Source organism: Streptomyces sp. NPDC001796, assembly GCF_042892355.1.
Taxonomy (GTDB): Bacteria; Actinomycetota; Actinomycetes; order Streptomycetales; family Streptomycetaceae; genus Streptomyces.
In genome coordinates this window covers 492,081-513,208 of sequence record NZ_JBIAUC010000001.1, presented here as the reverse complement: position 1 = coordinate 513,208, position 21,128 = coordinate 492,081, and the positions used below count along the sequence as shown (strand labels likewise).

12 protein-coding genes are annotated in these 21,128 nt (G+C 70.4%); 2 read left to right on the top strand and 10 right to left on the bottom strand.

The window, feature by feature from the left end; genetic code table 11:
- Positions 1-5: 5 nt before the first annotated feature.
- The 9 genes from ACFYZE_RS02245 to ACFYZE_RS02205 form a co-directional block, all read right to left on the bottom strand.
- Positions 6-362: a 5-carboxymethyl-2-hydroxymuconate Delta-isomerase gene (locus tag ACFYZE_RS02245; protein ID WP_388987212.1), complete on the bottom strand. Its 357-nt coding sequence runs from the start codon at positions 360-362 to the stop codon at positions 6-8.
- 34 nt (positions 363-396) lie between these two features.
- Positions 397-2,010 (bottom strand): SpoIIE family protein phosphatase, encoded by a 1,614-nt coding sequence (locus ACFYZE_RS02240; RefSeq protein ID WP_388987209.1) that lies wholly within the window; start codon positions 2,008-2,010, stop codon positions 397-399.
- 77 nt (positions 2,011-2,087) lie between these two features.
- A complete protein-coding gene (pulA, locus tag ACFYZE_RS02235) occupies positions 2,088-7,496 on the bottom strand; it encodes a pullulanase-type alpha-1,6-glucosidase (RefSeq protein WP_388987206.1) in 5,409 nt (1,802 codons plus the stop codon).
- Positions 7,497-7,696: 200 nt separating this feature from the next.
- Complete coding sequence (locus tag ACFYZE_RS02230; RefSeq protein WP_388987203.1) at positions 7,697-9,079, bottom strand: alpha-amylase family protein; 1,383 nt, start codon at positions 9,077-9,079, stop codon at positions 7,697-7,699.
- 303 nt (positions 9,080-9,382) lie between these two features.
- On the bottom strand, positions 9,383-10,036 hold the full coding sequence (locus ACFYZE_RS02225) for a maleylpyruvate isomerase N-terminal domain-containing protein (RefSeq protein WP_388987200.1): 654 nt from the start codon (positions 10,034-10,036) through the stop codon (positions 9,383-9,385).
- Positions 10,037-10,181: 145 nt separating this feature from the next.
- The gene (locus ACFYZE_RS02220; protein ID WP_388987197.1) at positions 10,182-11,846 is read right to left on the bottom strand and encodes a glycoside hydrolase family 13 protein; all 1,665 of its coding nucleotides are present in this window, start codon (positions 11,844-11,846) and stop codon (positions 10,182-10,184) included.
- A gap of 182 nt (positions 11,847-12,028) precedes the next feature.
- Positions 12,029-12,937, bottom strand: a complete 909-nt coding sequence (locus ACFYZE_RS02215) for a sugar ABC transporter permease (RefSeq protein WP_388987194.1) — start codon at positions 12,935-12,937, stop codon at positions 12,029-12,031.
- Between the two features lie 13 nt (positions 12,938-12,950).
- A complete protein-coding gene (locus tag ACFYZE_RS02210) occupies positions 12,951-13,955 on the bottom strand; it encodes a carbohydrate ABC transporter permease (protein ID WP_388987190.1) in 1,005 nt (334 codons plus the stop codon).
- 161 nt (positions 13,956-14,116) lie between these two features.
- On the bottom strand, positions 14,117-15,391 hold the full coding sequence (locus ACFYZE_RS02205) for an extracellular solute-binding protein (RefSeq protein WP_388987187.1): 1,275 nt from the start codon (positions 15,389-15,391) through the stop codon (positions 14,117-14,119).
- Positions 15,392-15,848: 457 nt separating this feature from the next.
- Between ACFYZE_RS02205 and ACFYZE_RS02200 the strand changes: the two genes are divergently transcribed.
- Both ACFYZE_RS02200 and ACFYZE_RS02195 read left to right on the top strand, forming a co-directional pair.
- A complete protein-coding gene (locus tag ACFYZE_RS02200; RefSeq protein WP_388987184.1) occupies positions 15,849-16,883 on the top strand; it encodes a LacI family DNA-binding transcriptional regulator in 1,035 nt (344 codons plus the stop codon).
- A 108-nt stretch (positions 16,884-16,991) separates the two neighbouring features.
- The gene (locus tag ACFYZE_RS02195) at positions 16,992-17,873 is read left to right on the top strand and encodes a phosphatase PAP2 family protein (protein ID WP_388987182.1); all 882 of its coding nucleotides are present in this window, start codon (positions 16,992-16,994) and stop codon (positions 17,871-17,873) included.
- A gap of 42 nt (positions 17,874-17,915) precedes the next feature.
- Here ACFYZE_RS02195 and ACFYZE_RS02190 read toward each other — a convergent pair whose 3' ends face one another.
- Positions 17,916-20,915 carry a bifunctional [glutamine synthetase] adenylyltransferase/[glutamine synthetase]-adenylyl-L-tyrosine phosphorylase gene (locus ACFYZE_RS02190; RefSeq protein WP_388987179.1) on the bottom strand — a complete coding sequence of 1,000 codons (3,000 nt, stop codon included), beginning with the start codon at positions 20,913-20,915 and terminating at the stop codon, positions 17,916-17,918.
- Positions 20,916-21,128 lie beyond the last annotated feature (213 nt).

Sequence of the window (21,128 nt, the reverse complement as noted above, 5' to 3'; positions counted from 1 at the left end):
GGCCGTCAGCTCTCGAACTTCCGGTACGAGGCGTCCAGGTCCCGCACCTCGGCGGACGCGTGCAGCGCCAGGTCCCCGGCGGGCTTGATGTGCTGCCGCAGCAGCTCCAGCGTCACCTCGGTCAGCCTCGCCTTGGTCTCCTCCGTGCGCCCGGCGAGCAGCCCGAGGGTGACGTGCACGATGGCGTGCCCGTCGGTGTCGGCGCCGACCGTGGTGTCCTCGGTACGGCGGAACTGCGTCTTGCACGCCTCGATCCGCGCCGCCGCGATGTCGACCACCCGGTCGTGGAGTGCCAGCGCGAACGCACGCCGGTCGAAGGCGTCCTGGAGCGGTGCGGAGTAGTCGACGGTGATCTGCGGCATGGGCACTCCTGTTCTACGGCGGGACGAGCTCACCCTAGACGGTGCCGGTCAGCCGGAGTGCCAGCAGCGCGATGTCGTCCTGCCGGTCCCGGCCGAAGCAGCCGAGCAGCGTGTCGCACAGCGAGGCGACGCCGGGCGGGGCGTCGGCGGCGGCCTTGCGCAGCTGTTCCATCGACACGGTCAGGTCGGTACCGCGGTCCTCGATGAGCCCGTCGGTGACCATCAGCAGCCGGTCCGTGGGCCGCAGCACCGTCTCGGTGGGCGGCGGCCGGTCGAGCCCCAGACCGAGCAACGGCCCCTTCGCGGCGGCGTAGGCGGCGGTGCCGTCGTCGCGCACGACCAGCGGCGGAATGTGCCCGGCGTTGGCGATTCGCGCGCGCCCGCTGTCCGGGTCGACCAGGACCAGACAGACGGTCGCGGTGACGTCCGCGTGGTAGTGCTGGAGCAGCCGGTCCAGTCGCCGGGCCAGGCTCCGCGGGTCCGGGTCCTCCAGGCAGTAGGCGCGCAGCGCGTGCCGGATCTCGACCATGACGGTGGCCGCGTCCAGCGAATGCCCGGCGACGTCGCCCACCGCCGTGAGCACCCCGCCCGCGGTGGTCAGCGCGGCGTAGAAGTCGCCCCCGATCTCTGTCTTCCTGGAGGCGGGCACATAGCGGACGACCGTCTCGACGCCCCGTGTCGGGGGCGCCTTCTGGGGCAGGAAGCTGTGCTGCAGGGTGAGCGCCACATGGCGTTCCACCTGGTACATGACCAGGGCGTCCGCTGCGAGCGCGATGGCCTGGGCGAGCCGGGTGACCAGCGGGTCGCCCTCGTCGGCCGGGCCGCGCGCGGGCACGGCGAGACACACGGCCGGTTTGCCCTCCCGGCTGCGCGCCACCACCACGCGGGCGTCCCCCGCATGGCCGGGCCCGAAGAGCCCGGCCGGCCACAGCGGGTACGGCACCACGGTGCCGCGGGCCCCGCTGTGCCCGGTGGCCAGGCCGCGGATCAGCCGGGTCACGGCGTCGTGCGCCCCGGCGTCGGGGGGAACGGCGGGCGTGCGTGAGCGGGACAGGCCCCGGTGCAGCTCACCGTCCTCACCGAGCACGAAGACGACCGCGGGGAAACCGGTGAGCCGGGCGGTGCCCTCGGCTGCGGCCCGGACGAGTCCCGTCATGCACCGCGCCGCCTGCACCGAGACGATGGTCTCCGACAGCAGCGTCAGCCGTCGCGCGAGCGCCTCCGCGCCGGTGCGCATCCGGGCCCCGCGCACGGCGGCCCGTACGACGGCCTGGATCTCCTCGGGCGCCGCCGGCACCGACAGGTAGGCCTCGCCGCCGGAGTCCAGGCCCCGGCAGCGGATGCCGGGTCCGGCCGAGGCGGCGGAGAAGTGCACGACCGGCAGGGCGGCTGTGGGCGGTGACGACTTGAGTCTGCGGCACAGTTCGAAGCCGCTCATGTCCGGCAGGCCCACCTCGACGAGGGCGACATCGGGCAGGGTGCCGTCGCGTACCCGCGCGTGGAGTTCGGTCAGCGCCTCGCCGCCGCTGGACACGGGCACGACGTGATGGCCGGCCCGGGCCAGCACGCTGCCCAGGGCATGGCGGCTGGCCGGCGCGTCGTCGACCACCAGCACGGTGGAGCCCGTGTGTTCGCCATTGCCGTCCATGAGAGCCGCCCCTCGGCGCTCGGGAAAGAGGATGGGGCGGAGCCGGAGCTTCCGGTCCGCCCCACCACGCTAGTGTCCTAGCGCGTGCCCCGGGTGAAGACCGCGACGGTACGACCCGGAACGGCGAACGTGCCGGATTTCGCCGCGAAGGAGGCCGTTTTGACGGTAGAGTCCGCGCCCGCTGCCTGCACCGGGTGCAGCGCGTAGTGCTCGCCGGCGAGGGCGGCGACCGTCTGCTGCTGCGTCGTCGGTGTCGCGTTGAAGACGACGACCAGGTCACCCAGCTCCATCGTGATCACTCCGGGCGTCTCGTCCTCACCGGAGAGCGGGAAGGAGAGCCGCGACTGCACCTGGTCGGCGGTGGCGAGGGAGAAGACGGGCTCGGTGGTCCGGATCCGCAGCAGGTCCCGGTAGGCGGCGAAGGCGCCCTCGATCTGCCCGCACCCCACCTTCACCGAGGTGAGCAGGGGCCCCGCGTACGGCCACTTGGACTGGTTGTCGGCCGCCATCGGCAGACCCCGCCCGAAGCCGTTGCCGTCCCGGCAGTCCCAGTGGATGGCGTTGAACCAGTCGCCGCTGTCGTAGGAGTTGCGGTCCAGGGACTTGGACCGCAGCAGGTCGCTGCCGGCCTGGGAGAGGGACGGGCCCTGCGAGAGGGTGGCCGTGGCCATGGCGAGCACCTGCATCCGGGCCCGGTCGGCGGCGGAGGTGTCCTTCGGCAGCTTGTAGGTGAGGGCGTCGAACAGCGACTCGTTGTCGTGCGCGTCGGCGTAGGCGAGGGCGTCGCCGGGCGCGTCCGCGTACCCGGCGGGTGAGCCGTTGTAGTCGATCTCGGCGCCGGTGACCTCCTTGCCGCCCGAGTCGGTGAAGCGGTACTTGGCGAGGTTGCCGGTCAGGCCGACCTTGATGAGGTCCTGGTCGTGCAGGAGGCGGGCCTTCTGCTCGGCCGTGGTGCCGTTCGCCGGCGAGGAGTTGGGGTCGGTGTAGAGCCCGGACGCGAAGCCCTGGACCCCGGGGTCGGAGTCGAAGGGGCTGCCGCCGCGCACGGCGTCGCGGGCGCGGTCGGAGAAGGTGGCGATGCCGGTTCCTGCCATGTTCTTCTGCGTGGCCTGCACGAAGCGGGCGTCGTCGGCGACCTCGCCGAAGTTCCAGCCCTCCCCGTACAGGATGATCTTCTTGCCGTCGACGCCGTCCTTGGCGGGGGTCAGCGCGTCGAGGGCCTTGCGGACCGCCAGGATGTTGGCCTTCGGGTGGTGGCCCATGAGGTCGAAGCGGAACCCGTCGACCTTGTACTCCTTGGCCCAGGTGACGATCGAGTCCACGACCAGCTTGCCCATCATCGCGTTCTCGGGCGCGGTGTTCGCGCAGCACGTGGAGTTGGCCACCGAGCCGTCGGCGAGGAGCCGCTGGTAGTAGCCGGGCACGATCTGGTCGAGCACGGAGGTGTCGGCCTCACCGCTCGCCGAGGTGTGGTTGTAGACGACGTCCATCACGACCCGGAGGCCGTCCTCGTTGAGCGCCTTGACCATCCTGCGGAACTGGACGGTACGGGCCGTGCCGTCCGGGTCGGTGGCGTAGGAGCCCTCCGGGACCGTGAAGTGGTACGGGTCGTAGCCCCAGTTGTAGGCGTCCTTCGCGGCGGTCGCGGCGACGCACGCCTGCTGCCGGTCGGAGTCGGGGGCGTAGGAGGCGAGGTCGCAGCCGGGGGCGGACTGCTCCGACTTCCTCTCGGGGACCGTAGCGAAGTCGAAGGCGGGCAGCAGGTGGACGTACGAGGTACCCGCCTTGGCCAGCTCCCTCAGGTGCTTGGAGCCGTCGCTGTTGTCGTCGGTGAAGGCCAGGTAGGTGCCCCGGTCCTCGGCCGGCACGGTGCTGTCCGCGACCGAGAAGTCGCGGATGTGCAGCTCCTGGATCTGCGCGTCCCTGAGCGGCACGGCCTTCGGCTTCTTCAGAGCCGACCAGCCGCTCGGGGCCAGGGACCTGTCGTCCAGGTCGACGATCAGGCTCCGCTTCGAGTCGGCGGTGAGGGCCAGGGAGTAGGGGTCGGTCACCTTGTTGGTGACGACCTTACGGACGCTGGGCGCCCAGACCTTCACAACGTAGCGGTAGGGCTTGTTCCGCCAGGACGCCGGGCCGGTGACGGACCAGACGCCGGTGGAGTCGTCGCGCTTCATGGCGACGGTGGAGCCGTCGAGGTCCAGTTCCACCGACTGGGCCGTCGGCGCCCACACCGCGAGGGTGGGACGGCCGTGGTGGAAGACCGGCCCGAGCTCGGCCTTCGTCGCGTCGTACAGGTCGTCGAGGACGCCGGCGATCTGGACGCCCGTCGCCGCCAGGACCGCGCCGTTCGCGGCCCGCTGCGAGGCCACGATCTGGCCGCCGAGCGCCTCACGCACCCGGTCGCGGTCGCGCGGGTCGACGGACCAGGCCGTGTAGTCCTTCAGGTGCGGGAACTTCGCCTTCTGCGCGTCGGACAGCGTCGTCCTCGTCAGGCGCAGCCAGCGCTCGTCGTCACTGGTCAGCGTCCCGTCCTTGACGGTGATCGAACCGTCGTGGGAGTAGACGAGCTGGGTGGACACGGCGCCGTCGACGCCGTTCCAGGCGAGAGTGTCCCGGTCGATCCAGACCGCCTTGGAGGTGGCCGGGTCGAGGGCCGCCGCGCTGCCCGCGGGCTGCGGCAGCAAGTACTTCTCCTGGCCGTTCAGCAGCCACACCTCGTAGCCGTTCGCCTTCAGGTCGAGCGACTGGTCGGCGGGGAGGTCCTTCTCGTCGCCCTTGTGGATGATGTAGCTGAGGCCGGTGGCGCCGGCGGCGAGCGGCACCTCGAAGACCGCGCCGTACGCGTCGGTCCGCACCGGCTTCAGGGGGGCGGACCAGTCGGTGGGGTTCGCGGCGCCGGTCCAGACGTGCAGGCCCCAGCCGTCGTAGTTCCCGTCGGCGCGGTGGTAGTGGATGACGGCCTTGGTGGTGTCCTGCGCGGGGTACCCGGGCCTCTGCGTGAGCACCGCCTCCTTGCCCTGCTCGACCCACACCTCCCCGGTCTTGGTGACGTCGATGCTGCGGTCGGCGGAGACGTCCTTGTTCCCGTCCTTGTCGATGACGAGGAAGCCGACACCGGAGGCGCCCGGCTTGAGCTTGACGTAGGCGAAGGCGCCGTACGCGTCACGGCCGATGAAGGGATGGCTGTTCGGCCAGGTCGTCGCCTCGCCGTCGGCGATGTCACCCCAGGCGTACAGGCCCCAGTTCGCGTAGTCGCCGTCGGCGCGCTTGTAGTGGACGATCACATGGTCGCGCGAGGACGCGGTGGGGACCTGCGGGGCGGGCGGGGTGCCGGTGGTGCTGCCGGCCGTGGCGCTCGCGGTGCGACCCGCGGAGTCGACGACGACCGCCTTGTAGCGCAGGGCGGTTCCGGCCGGGACGTCCTTGCCGATCGTCTGGGTGACCTTGTACGGGGCGTGGTCGGCGGAGCCCAGCACCTTCCAGGCGCCGTCGCCGACCTGGGCCGCGAAGACGACGCGGTCGAGCTGCCCGCCGGTGACGTCGGCGGAGACCTCCACCGTGCCGGTGGCACCCGCGTCCGGGGCCTTGAGGGTGAGGGCCGGCTTGGCCGCGGGGGCGCCGAGCGGGCCGGCGGCCTTGAGGACGACCGCCGACCGGGCGGGGACGGTGACGGTGACGTTCTTGTCGGCGTCGCTCGTGACGGAGGCGTCGGTGCCGTGGATGCCGCGGAAGGTCATGCCCGCCGACCCGGTGGCGAAGGTGGCCGTCTTGCCGTCGTCCGCGTTGTTGAAGGCGACGACGTACTCGGTGCCGTCCGTACCCGTACGGGAGAAGGCGTAGACACCGGGGCCGTCGGCGGCGTACCGCTGGGTCTGGACGCCGTCGATGAGCGCGGGGTTGTTCTTGCGCAGCTTGGAGAGAGCGGCGATCTCCTTGTAGAGCGGCGCACCGGTGTCGTACGAGTCACTGGCGTGCGTACGGTCGGTGCCGATCTCGTCGTCGTCCAGGTAGTCCGCGACCTTGGAGGCGAACATGGTCTGGCGGGCGTCCTTGTCGCCGCCGGAGCCGGTGAAGCCCTGCTCGTCGCCGTAGTAGACGACCGGGTTGCCGCGGCTGAGGAACATCACCTCGTTGGCGAACCTGTCCTTGGCGAGCAGCTCGGCGTCGGTGGCCTTCGGGTTGTCCTGCTTCAGGAAGTACCCGATACGGCCCATGTCGTGGTTGCCGAGGAAGGTGACCTGCTCATAGGCGTTGGCCTGGTCGGTCGTGTACTTGTAGTCGCCGGCGAAGACGCCCGCGAGCTTCTGTGCGCTGCCGCCCTGTGAGGCGTAGGTGCGGGCCGCGTCCTGGAAGGGGAAGTCGAGCGTGGCGTCGAGACGGCCCTGGGTGACGTACGGCGAGGTGATGGAGGTGTCGGCGGAGTAGACCTCGCCGAACATGAAGAAGTTCCTGCGGCCGTGCGCGGCGGCGTACCGGTCGAGCGCGGTCGCCCACTGCGTCCAGAACTCCATGTTCACGTGCTTCACGGTGTCGATCCGGAAGCCGTCGACGCCGAAGTCCCGCACCCAGCGCTCGTAGATCCTCTCCATGCCCTTGACGACCTCGGGACGCTCGGTCCACAGGTCGTCCAGGCCGGAGAAGTCGCCGTACGTGGCACTCTCGCCGGCGAAGGTGGAGTCGCCACGGTTGTGGTACATGGTCGGGTCGTTGAGCCAGGACGGGACCTTGAGGTTCCGCTTGGCGGCGGGAACGACGGGGGTGCGCGGGAAGGAATCGGCGTCCACCGCCGGGAAGCGCCTGGTGCCATCGGCGTAGTCGGCGTCGTCGAAGGGCCGGCCGTCCTTGGTCAGGTACGGGAAGGCGCCCTTGGAGAGGTAGTCGTAGGACTTCTCCGCATAGTCGACGACGTCGGCGGTGTGGTTGGTGATGACGTCGAAGAAGACCTTCATGCCCTTGGCGTGCGCCTTGGAGATGAGGGTCTTCAGGTCCTTGTTGGTGCCGAAGTGCGGGTCGACCTGGGTGAAGTCGGTGATCCAGTACCCGTGGTACCCGGCGGAGGCGTTCGATCCCGTGCCCTGAACGGGCTGGTTCTTGAAGATCGGGGCCATCCAGATGGCGGTGGTGCCGAGGCCCTTGATGTAGTCGAGCCGGTCGGTCAGGCCCTTGAGGTCGCCGCCCTGGTAGAAGCCCTTGTCGGTGGGGTCGTAGCCGGTGGTCAGACGTGAGCCGGTGAGACCGCCGCGGTCGTTGGAGGGATCCCCGTTGGCGAAACGGTCCGGCATGACGAAGTAGAACTGCTCGCGGGTGTCACCGTGCCGCGCGGGCTGTGCGGCGAGCTTCGCGTCGGACGGGGGCGCGGGCGGGGGCGCGGCGTGAGCGGCGAGGGGCGGGAGGACGGCGGCGGCGAGCGCGGCGACGACGGTGGCCGCGACCCTTCTCCGGTACGGGGTGCGGCGCGTCGGGGGCGCCGGCCATCTCGGTATCACAGGTGTGAACTCCTTGCGAATACGGCTCAGGTGGGTCTGACCCCTGCGCCGCGGGACGGCTTCGTCGCCGGACGCCGGCGCGACCGTATCGCTCACGCAAGGTTTACAGCAAGAGATCTGCAAGCAACGGAAAGGAATTGCATCGACAGGGCCCGCAGCCATGCACACGGCGGGCGGCGGGCCCCTCGGGAAGTGCGGGCTCAGCAGCTGGACTTGCCCGCGTAGATGGCGAGGGCCGCGTTAGGGGCGACCGACGCCTGGAACCAGCCGCTGCTGTTCACCGTCACGGTCCTGTTGCCCTGCACATCGCAGTACGTGCCGGACGGCAGCGACGTCTCGAACCAGCGGTCGGCCGTCGTGGCCTCGTGGTTGATCACCACATAGCCCTTGCTTCCGCGGCCGAAGGCGATGAGGTTGTTGCCGTCGTCCCACCACTTGGTGACCGCCTGGCCGCGCGTGGCGTTGCGGAAGGCGACCATCGACTTGATCTCCGGCCACGCGTGCTGGCACTTCCAGCCGTCCTGCCAGCAGGCGTTGACCTGTCCCCCGTTCGGCGGGCCCGCGTCCGGGTCGGACCACTCGTACCCGGAGTTGATGTCGGGTGCGCCGTACGGCCAGGCGAGCATGAAGACGTTCGCCAGCGTGTAGTTGGCGCCGTCCTTGTAGTTGAGGGTCGAGCCGTTGCGCTCGGTGTCGTGGTTGTCCACGAAGACCCCGGCGACCGAGTTGCTCAGGTAGCCCCACGGCTCGCCGAAGTTGCTCAGGTAAGCGAGCTTCTCGCTGTTGAAGACCCGCTTCAGGTCGTAGGCGTAGCGGAACTCCTGGACGTCTCCGTTGCCGGTGTACTCGGTGGGCTGGACCGCCTCGCCGGCGCCGTAGATGACTTCCTGCTTCCAGTACGCGGACGGGTTGGTCAGCCTGGACTTGATGTTGGCCAGGTCGTCCGCCGGGATGTGCTTGGCGGCGTCGATGCGGAAACCGTCGACGCCCAGGCCGAGCAGGTCGTTCATGTAGCCGGCGATCGTGCTGCGGACGTGCTCCTCGCCGGTGTCCAGATCGGCGAGGCCCACGAGTTCGCAGTGCTGGACGTTCCAGCGGTCCTGGTAGTTGGTGACCTGGGCGGTGCAGTCGTCGAAGTCGGCGTACGAGTACAGGCCCGGGTAGTCGTACTTCGTGTACGACGAGCCCCCCGTGCCGGTGCCGCTGCCGGCCGACATGTGGTTGATGACGGTGTCCACGACGACCTTCACGCCTGCCGCGTGGCAGGTGTTGACCATGTTCCGGAAGGCGGTGCGGTCACCGAGACGGCTCGCGATCCTGTAGCTGACCGGCTGGTACGAGGTCCACCACTGGGAGCCCTGTATGTGCTCGGCGGGCGGCGAGACCTGCACGTAGCCGTAGCCCGCAGGGCCGAGGGTGTTGGTGCACTCCTTGGCGACCGAGGCGAAGTTCCACTCGAAGAGGACGGCGGTGACGTCCTTCGTGCCGGGCGGGGAGGCTTGGGCGGTCCCGGCGGGGACGGCGAGTGCGACCGACGCGGCCGCCACGAGGGCGAGGGCGCCGGAGAGCGTTCTGTTGGGCATGTGGGGGTTCCTTCTCCGTTGAAGGATCTGCTGAGGGGAGCCTTGGGGAGGCGCTGACACCCCCTGAAGGGAATTGCTGCAAGTTTTCAACTACTTGCAGTGCAGCAGACCGTACGAGGCCTGCCCCCGGCGGTCAACCCTGCGGACATGTTCCTGTCACATACGCGAAATAGAGCCGGATTGCGCCAGGTTGGACCTGGGTGAACGGCCCGGGCAGACGCCGGGGCCCACCGTCCACGGGGGACGACCGGGGTCTCTGAAAACGGCGCAAGAACTTACGGCCGGAAGGCGAACAGGGCCCGCTCAGCCGAGGACGAGCGGGAGCCTCGCGGCGAAGTCGCCCAGCGCGGCCTTCTCCTCGTCGGTCGGCGTGCGACGTCCGGTGCCGATCAGCAGCGCGTCCTTGTCGGGGAACGAGGCGGGAAGCGGGGTTCCGGCGATCTTCTCCAGCAACGCGCGTGCCGCCGCGAGGGTCTCGCCGGGCGGCTCGGCGGCCGACGGAAGATACGCGATCAGGTCGAGGTGGTGCAGGGACCATTCGAGCACGTACGCGGACAGGTACTCGCCGACGGTCAGCACCTCGTCGCGCGTGCTGACACGCACGGCCGGATCGGCGAGTTCGGCGGCGCGGCCCGCGGCGGAACCCACGTCGTCGAAGTGGAACTTGAGCCACCGCGGCTCGCCGTATGCGGCCGCCAGCCGGGGGATCAGCGCCTCGAGCGGATCCTCGCCTGTCGGCGGTTCGACGAGGTTCCAGTAGCCGACCGCGTCCACGGTCGGTTCTGTTTCAGCGGGCGTCACCAGGGTGATCAGCACGTCCTGGGCACCGATGACCAGGTGGCACACCAGGTCCCGCACGAGCCAGCCGGCACAGCCGGACGGCCGCTCGAAGTCCTCGTCCGGGATGTCCGCGACCGCCGCCCGCAACGCCGTCCAGGAGCGTGAGAAGAGATCCACCGCGACACGGTAAGGCCGCCCGGAAGGTTGGACAAGCGAACCGGCTGAGCCTCGACCAGGCCGGGGAAGGTGACGGCACCTGCAAACCGCAGGGCCCGCCGTCGGTGCTGACGGCGGGCCCTACGACGCATGTGGTGCACCGCTGTCAGGACGTCGTCCACCACACCGTCGTGTCCGACGGCAGCTTCGCCTCCGCCTCCGCGACCGTCACCTCCGCGCTCGCGACCAGCACGCGCCCGTACGCCGGGATCGTCACCGCCTCGCCCGTCGTGTTCGCCACGCAGACGAAGTCGCCGCGGCGGAAGGCGACGACGCCCTCGGGGGCCTTCAGCCACTCCACCGCGTCGCCCGCGCCCAGGTCGGCGTGGGCGCGGCGGGCCGCGAGTGCCGTGCGGTACAGCTCCAGGGTGGAGCCGGGGACGCCCTGCTGGGCCTCCACGCTCAACTCCCCCCAGCTTTCCGGCTGCGGGAGCCAGCTGCCGCCGCTGCCGAAGCCGTACGACGTACCCGTACGCGTCCACGGGATCGGGACCCGGCAGCCGTCGCGGAAGCCGTCCTGGCCGGCGCCCCGGAAGTAGGCGGGGTCCTGGCGGACCTCGTCGGGGAGGTCCACGACGTCCGGGAGGCCCAGTTCCTCGCCCTGGTAGACGTACGCCGATCCCGGCAGCGCCAGCATCAGCAGCGTCGCCGCCCTCGCCCGCCTGAGACCCAGTGCGCGGTCGCCCGCCTCGCGGATCTGGGTGCCGAGGGCCGCGTCGTGGGCGAAGCGGGTGGCGTGCCGGGTCACGTCGTGGTTGGACAGGACCCAGGTGGCGGGGGCGCCGACCGGGCGCATCGCGTCGAGGGTGCGGTCGATGACGTCGCGCAGTTCGGCCGCGTCCCAGTGGGTACTCAGGTACTGGAAGTTGAAGGCCTGGTGCAGTTCGTCCGGGCGGACGTAGTTCGCGGTGCGCTCGATGGTCGGGGTCCAGGCCTCGGCGACGAAGATCCGGTCGCCGGTGTACTCGTCGAGGATCTTGCGCCACTCGCGGTAGATCTCGTGCACGCCGTCCTGGTCGAAGAACGGCATGACATCGTTGCCCAGCAGCTTGAGCTGGTCGTGGGCGCCAAGGTCGGGCAGGCCGTCGGCCTTCACCAGGCCGTGGGCCACGTCGATGCGGAAGCCGTCGACGCCCATGTCCAGCCAGAAGCGGAGGATCGAGCGGAACTCGTCACCGACGGCCGGGTGGTTCCAGTTGAAGTCGGGCTGCTCGGGGGCGAAGAGGTGCAGGTACCACTCGCCGTCCGGGACCCTGGTCCAGGCCGGGCCGCCGAAGATGGACTCCCAGTCGTTGGGCGGGAGTTCACCGTTCTCCCCCTTGCCGGGGCGGAAGTGGTAGCGGTCCCGCAGCGGGGAGCCGGGGCCTTCGGCGAGCGCCCGCTTGAACCACTCGTGCTGGTCGGAGGAGTGATTGGGGACCAGGTCCACGATGACGCGCAGGCCCAGCTCGTGGGCGTCGCGGATCAGCGCGTCCGCGTCCAGCAGGTTGCCGAACATGGGGTCGACGGCACGGTAGTCCGCCACGTCGTAGCCGGCGTCGGCCTGCGGCGAGGCGTAGAAGGGGCTGAGCCACACGGCGTCCACGCCGAGTTCGCGCAGATACGGGAGTCGGGAACGTACGCCTTCCAGGTCACCCATGCCGTCGCCGTTGCTGTCGGCGAAGCTGCGCGGATAGACCTGGTAGATCACCGCGTCCCGCCACCAGTCGCGGCGCTTGGCGACGGTGGCGACGGCGGTGTTCGGGGCCGGGTCGGCGGAGTGCTGGCTCATGGCGTCCTTGGTACGTAACGGAGTGCTTCGGGTCATGGGCATGGGTACGGCGGGCAGGTGACGAGGCGGCCGCGGTGAGCGGGGTCTGGGGGTCCCCCCTGCTCGAAGAGCTTGGGGGAGGGCACCGCGGCCGCCGCCCCGCGCGGACAGGCGCGCGGGAGCCGTTGTCGGCGAGGCGGGGCTCAGCCCTTCGTGCCGCCCGCGGTGAGGCCGGTCACCAGGTTCTTCTGCACCAGGTAGAAGAACGCGGACACGGGTATCGCGATCAGCACCGCGGTGGCGGCCATCAGGTTGCGCTGGGCGTCGTGCTCGCTGATGAAGCTCTGGAGGCCGACGGCGAGCGTGTACTTGTTGTCGTCCAGCATGAAGGTGGTGGCGAAGGCGACCTCGCCGAAAGCGGTGATGAAGCTGTAGAAGGCGGCGACCGCGAGGCCCGGCTTGGCGAGCGGCAGGATCAGCCGTGCGAACGTGCCGAAGGGGGTCAGCCCGTCGACGCGTCCCGCCTCGTCGATCTCGAACGGGATGGTGTCGAAGTAGCCCTTCAGCAGCCAGGCGCAGTACGGCACCGCCGTCGAGCAGTACACCAGGATCAGGCCGAAGTAGTTGTCGATGAGCTGCAGGTCGGCCAGGATCTGGTACATCGGCACCATGAGAACGGCCACCGGGAACATCTGGGTGACCAGGAGCACCCACATGAACTTCCGGTAGCCCGGGAAGCGCATGCGGGAGACCGCGTATCCGGTGGTGGCGGCGACCAGGACGCCGAGCACCGTGGTGCCGAGCGAGACGATCAGGGAGCTCTTCAGCCAGTCGAAGAAGCCCGTGTGCTGGAGGACGAACGAGTAGTTGTCGAACGTCATCTTCTTCCAGATGCCGCTCGGGTGCAGGTAGTCGTCCTTGTCCGGACCGAGGGACAGGAACACCAGCCAGGCGACCGGGAAGAGCGCCACGACGCTCCCGACGATCAGGATGCCGTGGGAGGCGAGGGACGCGACGAGGCTCCGCTCACCACGGGAGCGGGGTGTGCGGGCGGCGCCCGCCAAACCGGCCTCGGTCACCGCGACGGAGGTCTCGACGGTGGTCGTACTCATGGGAACTCCTGCCTCAGATCGCGAGCTGCTGCTCGTTGCGGTTCAGCCAGCGGCGGTAGAACGAGGTGAAGACGATCAGGATGGCCAGCAGCAGGATGCCGTAGGCCGCTGACTGCGCGAAGTCACGCGGCTGCTGTCCGAAGCCCAGGTAGTACGCCCAGGTGACGAGGATCTGGGCGTCGGGCGCGGTGGTGCCGAACAGCAGGAAGATGACGGCGAACTGGTTGAAGGTCCAGATGATGCCGAGCAGGACGACGGTGGAGCTGACGGACCTCAGCCCAGGAAGGGTGACGTACCGGAACCGCTGCCATGCGTTCGCGCCGTCCATCTCGGCGGCTTCGTACAGGGAGGCGTCGATCGACTGCAGGCCGCCGAGCAGCGAGACCATCATGAACGGCACACCGCACCAGGTGTTGACCATGATCGCGGCGAACCGCTGCCAGAAGGTGTCCTCCAGCCACTGCGGCTGGGGCAGATGGAGGGTGTGCAGGGCGGCGTTGATGATGCCGCTGTCGGCGAGCATGAAGCGCCAGCCGAAGACTGTGACGAAGGTGGGCACGGCCCACGGCAGGATCAGGATCAGCCGGTAGAAGGTCTGTCCCCGAAGCTTCTGGTTGAGCAGCAGGGCCAGTCCGAGCCCGATCGTGTAGTGGAGTGCCACGCACAGCGCGGTCCACACGATGGTCCAGATGAAGTGCGACCAGAAGCGGTCGTAGGAGGTCGGGCCGAACAGGATGTCCTTGTAGTTGTCGAGCCCGATGAACTTGTACGTGGCGTCGATGTGGTTGACGCCGATCGTGCGGGCGGTGTTGAGGCTGTTGGCGTCGGTGAGCGTCAGGTAGAGGCCGTACACCAGGGGGTACAGCACGAGCACGCCGAGCACGACCGCCACCGGTGCGATCATCGCGTAGGCGTACCAGTGTTTCTGGTAGCCGTGTCTGATGCGCCGGCCCAGGCCGGGTCGCGGTCCCGGCTCACCGCGCCGCTTGCCGGTCGCTCGGTCGATGGCGACTGTCATGGTTCGACAACCTTCTCGGAGGTCTGCGGATCGAGGGGGGCCAGGGTCTTTCGTTTGGATCAGGCCGGATCAGCGAGCCGGCCTGATCGGAACGAGCGGCCCTGGCACAGGCCGGTGGCCGCCGGATCCCTCCCCCAGGGAGATCCGGCGGCCACGGCGGTTCACTTGCTGAAGTCGGGGACCAGCTTGGCGATCGCGAGTTCCGCGTTGCTCAGGCCCTTGTCCAGCGTCTCCTTACCGCCCGCGATCTTGGGCAGCTCGGTGTCGAGCGGACCCCACAGCGAGCTGTACTCGGGCAGCGCCGGGCGCGGCTGGGCGGCGGGCAGGACGGACTGGTAGCCGGCGATGCCGGGGTCGGCCTTGACCTGGGCGGTGTAGGCGTCGTCGCGCGTGGGCAGCGTGGAGTTCTTCAGGGCGATGGCCTCCTGGGACTTCGCCGAGGTCATGAAGGCCACGAACTTCAGCGCCGCTTCCTGGTGGGCCTTGTCGGAGCCGGCGTAGACGGAGAGGTTGTGGCCGCCGGTCGGGGCGCCCGCCTTGCCGGTGGAGCCGGCCGGGACGGTGGCGATGCCGAGGTTGGACTTGTCGCTGAAGGCGGAGCCCTTGTAGAAGTTCGTGATCTCCCAGGGGCCCTGGATGATCGCGGCGACCTTGCCGCTGACGAACGCGTCCTGGATGTGGGCGTAGGCGTCGGCGGTGGTGTCGGCCTTGTGCAGGCCCTTGCCGGAGAACGTGCTCAGCCAGGTGCCGTACGCCTTCTTCGCGGCGGCCGAGTTCACGGTGACCTTCTTGGCGCCGGCGTCGACGGTGTCGGTGCCCTCGCCGTAGAGGAAGGTCTGGGCGTAGTAGGCCTGGGTGGAGCCCCAGTAGCCGTCGGCGCCGGTCTTGTCCTTGACCTTGGCGGCGTCGGACTTCAGCTCGTCCCAGGTCTTGGGGGCCTCGGTGATTCCGGCCTTCTTGAACAGGGCCTTGTTGTAGACCAGGGCGAGGGTGTCGGTGACCAGCGGCACGCCGTAGGTCTTGCCGTCGTACTGGGCCTGCTTGATCAGGCTGGGCTGGAACTTGCTCTGGTCGGCGAGGGCCGCGGTGCCGTCCAGCGGCAGGAAGTAGCCCTTCTTGGCGAAGGCGGGGGTCCAGCCGACCTCGGAGCGCAGCACATCGGGGGCGCCCTTGGAGCCTGCGGCGGTGTCGAACTTGTTCTGCGCCTGGTCGAAGGGGACGTTGACGTACTTGACCTTGATGGTCGGGTTGGCCTTCTCGAAGTCCTTGACCAGCGCCTGGTACGTCGGCGCCTCATTGGTGGCGTTGGAGGTGTCCCACCAGGTGATGGTGACCGGGCCGTCGGACTTGCCGCTGCCGCCGTCACTTCCGCCGCAGGCCGTCGCCGCGAGGGCGACGGACGCCACCAGCGCGGTGGCCGCTATGCCACGCCGCATGAGTTCTCCTTGAGGGTGAAAGCCCGAGTGCTACAGGTGGCGGCCCCGTCTGCCGCCCCTGCCGACTGCCGACTGCTTCGATGGGGGTGCCCCCACGCCGTTGAGGCGGTGGGGGAGGCCGCCGGGCGACGGTGAACGTAACAGCGATGCAACCGCTGCGAAAGACCTTGCAGCAAAAAAATGAAAGAGGCGACAATGGTTACCGCGCCGTGACCTCGCCGTGAGGGCCCGTAGACCTGCCTTTGCGGCTGATCTGCGGGACCACGGACACTTGTGCAAGACTCTGCAAGCTCTTGCCACACGTCACCGGCGCGGGAATCATCCCGTTGCGGACGGACGCCGAAACAGAACACGAGGGAGCGCGATGACGCAGCAACCCGCAGCGGGGCGTTCAGCCGCCCGGGCCCGGCGTCCCTTTGGTGGGCAAGCGGAGGCGCGGCCGGTACAGTCCAGTGCCGTGACCACACGGCTTGCCGACATCGCGGCGCAGGCGGGGGTCAGCGAGGCGACCGTGAGCCGTGTCCTGAACGGAAAGCCGGGCGTCGCGGCGACCACCCGCCAGTCCGTGCTGGCCGCTCTGGACGTGCTCGGCTACGAGCGCCCGGTCCGACTGCGGCAGCGCAGCGAGGGTCTGGTGGGCCTGATCACCCCGGAGCTGGAGAACCCGATATTCCCGGCCCTCGCCCAGGTCATCGGCCAGGCCCTGACCCGGCAGGGGTACACGCCGGTGCTGGCGACGCAGACGCCGGGCGGCTCCACCGAGGACGAGCTGACGGAGATGCTCGTGGACCGCGGGGTGGCCGGGATCATCTATGTCTCCGGGCTGCACGCGGACACCACCGCCGACATGCAGCGCTACGAGCGGCTGCGCGCCCAGGGCGTGCCGTACGTGCTGGTGGACGGCTTCTCGCCGAAGGTGCAGGCGCCGTTCATCTCCCCCGACGACCGGGCCGCGATGGCCCTCGCGGTGACGCACCTGGTGTCCCTCGGGCACACGCGGATCGGACTCGCGCTCGGTCCCAAGCGGTTCGTGCCGGTGCAGCGCAAGATCGAGGGTTTCGTGCGCACCGTTCAGGAGCAGCTCGGGCTGACCGTGGAGGACATCGAGTCCCGGCTGATCCAGCACTCGCTGTACACCCTGGAGGGTGGTCAGGCGGCGGCGACCGCGCTGATCGACCGGGACTGCACGGCGGTGGTGTGCGCGAGCGACATGATGGCGCTCGGGGCCATACGGGCGGCGCGGCAGCGGGGTCTGGAAGTCCCCACGGACATCTCGGTGGTGGGCTTCGACGACTCGCCGCTCATCGCGTTCACGGACCCGCCGCTGACGACGATCCGCAAGCCGGTCCCGGCGATGGGGCAGGCGGCGGTGCGCACGTTGCTGGAGGAGATCGGTGGGACACCGGCACCCCACAGTGAGTTCGTGTTCATGCCGGAACTGGTGGTGCGCGGGTCGACGGCTTCTGCTCCTGGGGACCGGAGTCGTCCCTAGGCAGTAGTTCCGGCGCTCCGTACCAGTACGCCGGTTGGAGAACGGGTGGCCGGAACCCTGCCAGCGGATGATCGGTGGGGGAATGCTTTTCTGGCAGACTCTGTAGCTATGGGTGACAGGACCGTGACGGCGGTGGGGGGCCAGGAGCAGTGCGCTCCCCGGCCCGTCGCGGACGACACGCGGGACGACACACGGGACGGCGCGATCCACGGCGCCCTGCGCCGCATCCGCACCCCCCGCCGCCCGCGCTTCTGGTTCGAAATCCTGCTGATCGCGCTGAGTTACTGGACCTACTCGCTGATCCGCAACGCCGTGCCGGAGCAGAAGGCCGCGGCGCTGGGCAACGCGGACTGGGTGTGGCGGTTGGAGAACCACCTGGGCATCGCCGTCGAGGACTCGGTCAATCACGCGGTGAACTCGGTGACATGGCTGATCATCGGGATGAACTACTACTACGCCACACTGCACTTCGTGGTGACGCTGGGTGTGCTGGTGTGGCTCTACCGCAGCCATCCGGGCCGCTACGCGGCCACCCGCCTCACCCTGTTCGCCACGACCGGCGTGGCGCTGCTGGGCTACTACTTCCTCCCGCTGGCGCCGCCGCGCCTGATGAACGGCGGGCACTTCGTCGACACGGTGGTGGTGCACCACACGTGGGGCTCGATGGCGTCGGGCGACCTGAAGGACATGTCGAACCAGTACGCGGCGATGCCGTCGATGCACATCGGCTGGTCGCTGTGGTGCGGTCTGACCATCTTCGCGTTGTCGACGGTGCCGTGGGCCAGGGTCCTGGGCCTGCTGTACCCGGCGACGACACTGGTGGTGATCGTCGCCACCGCCAACCACTTCTGGCTGGACGCGGTGGGCGGCACGCTCTGCCTGGCGTTCGGCTTCACGGTGGCACGGGTCTGGTACGGCACGCTGCCCTACGCACTGCCGCGACGGGTGGCGACGGCGGGCGAGCCCGCGCTGGTGCCGGTACGGGTGTGACCCGCCACCGTGCGGGCGTGCTGCTCCGCCGCCGCTGACGCGTCACGACCCGTAGAACAGCTCCTCCACCACGCCCCGTGCCCGGCGCGTCGTACGCCGGTAGTCGTCCAGCATGTCCCCGACGTGGCCCGGGCCGTATCCGAGGTAGCGGCCCACGGCGGCCAGCTCCCGGGTGTCGGAGGGGAACGTGTCGCCCGCGCGGCCCCGCACCAGCATCACCGCGTTGCGCACCCGGGTGGCCAGGACCCAGGCCTCGTCCAGGATCGCGGCGTCCTCGTCGGAGATCAGGCCCGCTGCGCAGGCGGCGGCGAGGGCGGCGCGGGTGCGGGTGGTGCGCAGGCCCGGCTCCGACCGGCCGTGCCGGAGCTGCAGCAGCTGGACCGTCCACTCCACGTCCGACAGGCCGCCGCGGCCCAGCTTGGTGTGCAGGGTCTTGTCGGCGCCCCGCGGCAGCCGCTCGGACTCCATGCGGGCCTTCAGGCGCCGGATCTCGCGCACGGCGTCGTCGCCGAGCCCCTGCGCGGGGTAGCGCAGCGGGTCGATCAGTTCTACGAAACGGCGGCCCAGGTCCTCGTCCCCGGCGACCGGCTCGGCCCGCAGCAGCGCGTGCGCCTCCCACGCCAGGGACCAGCGGCGGTAGTAGGCCGCGTACGAGGTCAGGGTGCGCACGAGCGGTCCCGACTTGCCCTCGGGGCGCAGGTCGGCGTCGATCAGCAGGGGCGGGTCGGTGCTCGGGATCTGCAGCAGCCGTCGCATCTCGGACACGACCTTGTTCGCGGCCTCGGCCGCCTCCCGTTCGTCCACGCCGTCCTGCGGCTCGTGCACGAAGATCACATCCGCGTCGGAGCCGTAGCCCAGCTCGTGTCCGCCGAAGCGGCCCATGCCGATGACGGCGAACCGGGTGGGCAGGGTGTCGCCCCAGCCCTCACGGACCACGGCCCGCAGGGTGCCCGCCAGGGTCGCCGCCGTCAGGTCCGAGACCGCGCCGCCGACGAGGTCCACCAGGGCGCCCTGATCCGGGCGGGCGGGGATCTCCTCGGTGCCGTAGGAGCCGACGATGTCCGTGGCGGCCGTACGGAACAGCTCGCGGCGCCGCACGCCGCGTGCCACCGTGACCGCCTGCTCGGCGTTCTCGGCGCGGCCGACGGCGGCCAGGATCTCCTGCTCGAGGTGGGCGCGGGAGCGGGGTTCGAGTCCGCCGCCGTCCCCGTCGCCGAGCAGGGCCACCGCCTCCGGGGCGCGCATCAGCAGGTCGGGGGCGAGCCGGCCGGCGGACAGCACGCGGGCGAGGTTCTCGGCGGCGGCGCCCTCGTCCCGCAGCAGCCGCAGGTACCAGGGGGTCTTGCCGAGCGCGTCGGACACCTTGCGGAAGTTGAGCAGGCCCGCGTCCGGGTCGGCGGAGTCGGCGAACCAGCCGAGCAGCACGGGCAGCAGGGTGCGCTGGATGGCGGCCTTGCGGGTGACGCCGGACGCCAGCGCCTCCAGGTGGCGCAGGGCGGCGGCCGGGTCCGCGTAGCCGAGCGCCACGAGCCGTTCCCGGGCCGCGTCGGGGCTCAACCGGGCCTCGCCGGGGGCGAGTTGCGCCACGGCGTCGAGCAGCGGGCGGTAGAAGAGCTTCTCGTGCAGCCGGCGTACGACTCCACTGTGCCGCTTCCATTCGCGCCGCAGCGCTGCGACCGGATCGGTGCGCAGGCCGAGGGAACGGCCGAGCCGGCGCAGGTCCCCCTCGTCCTCGGGGACGAGGTGGGTGCGGCGCAGCCGGTAGAGCTGGATGCGGTGCTCCATGGAGCGCAGGAAGCGGTAGGCGTCGTCGAGCTGGGCGGCGTCGGCGCGGCCGACGTAGCCGCCGGCGGCGAGGGCCCTGAGCGCGTCGAGGGTGCTGCCGCTGCGCAGCGAGGAGTCGGACCGCCCGTGCACCAACTGCAGCAGCTGGACGGCGAATTCCACGTCCCGCAGGCCGCCCGGACCGAGCTTCAGCTCACGCTCGACCTCCCCCGCGGGGATGTTCTCCACGACCCGGCGGCGCATCTTCTGCACGTCGGCGACGAAGTTCTCCCGCTCGGCGGCCTGCCAGACGAGCGGGGAGAGGGTGGCGATGTACTCCTCGCCGAGGTCGAGGTCGCCGGCCACCGGGCGAGCCTTGAGCAGGGCCTGGAACTCCCAGGTCTTGGCCCAGCGCTGGTAGTAGGCGAGGTGACTGGCCAGGGTGCGCACCAGCGGACCGTTTCTGCCCTCGGGGCGCAGATTGGCGTCCACCGGCCAGATACTGCCCTCGACGGTCGTCTCGGAGCAGATCCGCATCATGTGCGAGGCGAGCCGGGCGGCGGCCTGGAGGGCCTTGCGCTCGTCTGCGCCGCTCACGGCCTCGCCGACGAAGATGACGTCGACGTCGGAGACGTAGTTCAGCTCGTGGCCGCCGCACTTGCCCATGCCGATCACCGCGAGCCGGCACAGCGCCGCGTCGTCGGGGGCGGCGACGCGGGCGATACGGAGGGCGGCGCGCAGGGTGGCGGTGGCGAGGTCGGCCAGCTCGGCGGCGGCCTGGGCGACGTCGGTGGTGCCGCACACGTCGCGGGCGGCGATGGACAGCAGGCAGCGGCGGTAGGCGACGCGCAGCGAGACGGGGTCCGTGGCCTCGGCGAGCTGCCGCTCGAACTCCGCCACGCCGGGGTGCAGGTCGTGCGGTTCGTAGTTGACGAGGGCGTGCCAGTCACCGGGGTGGCGGGCGAGGTGGTCGGCGAGCGCCGCGGAGGCACCGAGGACACCGAGCAGCCGGTCGCGCAGGGGCTTGGCCGAGATCAGCGTGTCGAGGAGCTCCCGGCGGGCGGTGGGCGCGGGCTGCGCCTCCAGCAGCCGGACGAGGCCGCCCAGCGCGAGATCGGGGTCGGCGGTGGCGCCCAGCGCGTCGAGCAGGACGGGGTCGGACCTGACCGGCGCCAGCTCGACGCTCTCCAGCAGCCGCTCGGCGGCGGAGGGGTCGGTGAAACCGTGTCGCAGCAGTCGCGTGAAGGTGCTGCTTCTGCGCCCCTGGGGCACGGTCATCCCTCGGCCTCCCGAGCATCGAGATCAAGGTCCTGAGGCTTTGAGCCTAACTGGAGACGGGGACGGGAGCGCCGGGGCGGTGGCCTACGGGGCGCAGGCCCGGGGATACGGGGCTGTGCGGATGCGTAGGAGGGGGTACGCCGATGCGGGCGCGACGGGCGCGGGTCGGTGCCGTGCGGGCGCGAGTGGCGGTGGCCGCGGGCGCCGGGTGAC

What these genes read in the sequence shown, in the direction of transcription:
- ACFYZE_RS02195 (WP_388987182.1), top strand. Translation starts at nt 16,992, where the DNA reads ATGGGTGACAGGACCGTGACGGCGGTGGGGGGCCAGGAGCAGTGCGCT.
- ACFYZE_RS02230 (WP_388987203.1), bottom strand. Translation starts at nt 9,079, where the DNA reads ATGCCCAACAGAACGCTCTCCGGCGCCCTCGCCCTCGTGGCGGCCGCG.
- ACFYZE_RS02210 (WP_388987190.1), bottom strand. Translation starts at nt 13,955, where the DNA reads ATGACAGTCGCCATCGACCGAGCGACCGGCAAGCGGCGCGGTGAGCCG.
- ACFYZE_RS02245 (WP_388987212.1), bottom strand. Translation starts at nt 362, where the DNA reads ATGCCGCAGATCACCGTCGACTACTCCGCACCGCTCCAGGACGCCTTC.
- ACFYZE_RS02190 (WP_388987179.1), bottom strand. Translation starts at nt 20,915, where the DNA reads ATGACCGTGCCCCAGGGGCGCAGAAGCAGCACCTTCACGCGACTGCTG.
- ACFYZE_RS02220 (WP_388987197.1), bottom strand. Translation starts at nt 11,846, where the DNA reads ATGAGCCAGCACTCCGCCGACCCGGCCCCGAACACCGCCGTCGCCACC.
- ACFYZE_RS02215 (WP_388987194.1), bottom strand. Translation starts at nt 12,937, where the DNA reads ATGAGTACGACCACCGTCGAGACCTCCGTCGCGGTGACCGAGGCCGGT.
- ACFYZE_RS02240 (WP_388987209.1), bottom strand. Translation starts at nt 2,010, where the DNA reads ATGGACGGCAATGGCGAACACACGGGCTCCACCGTGCTGGTGGTCGAC.
- ACFYZE_RS02205 (WP_388987187.1), bottom strand. Translation starts at nt 15,391, where the DNA reads ATGCGGCGTGGCATAGCGGCCACCGCGCTGGTGGCGTCCGTCGCCCTC.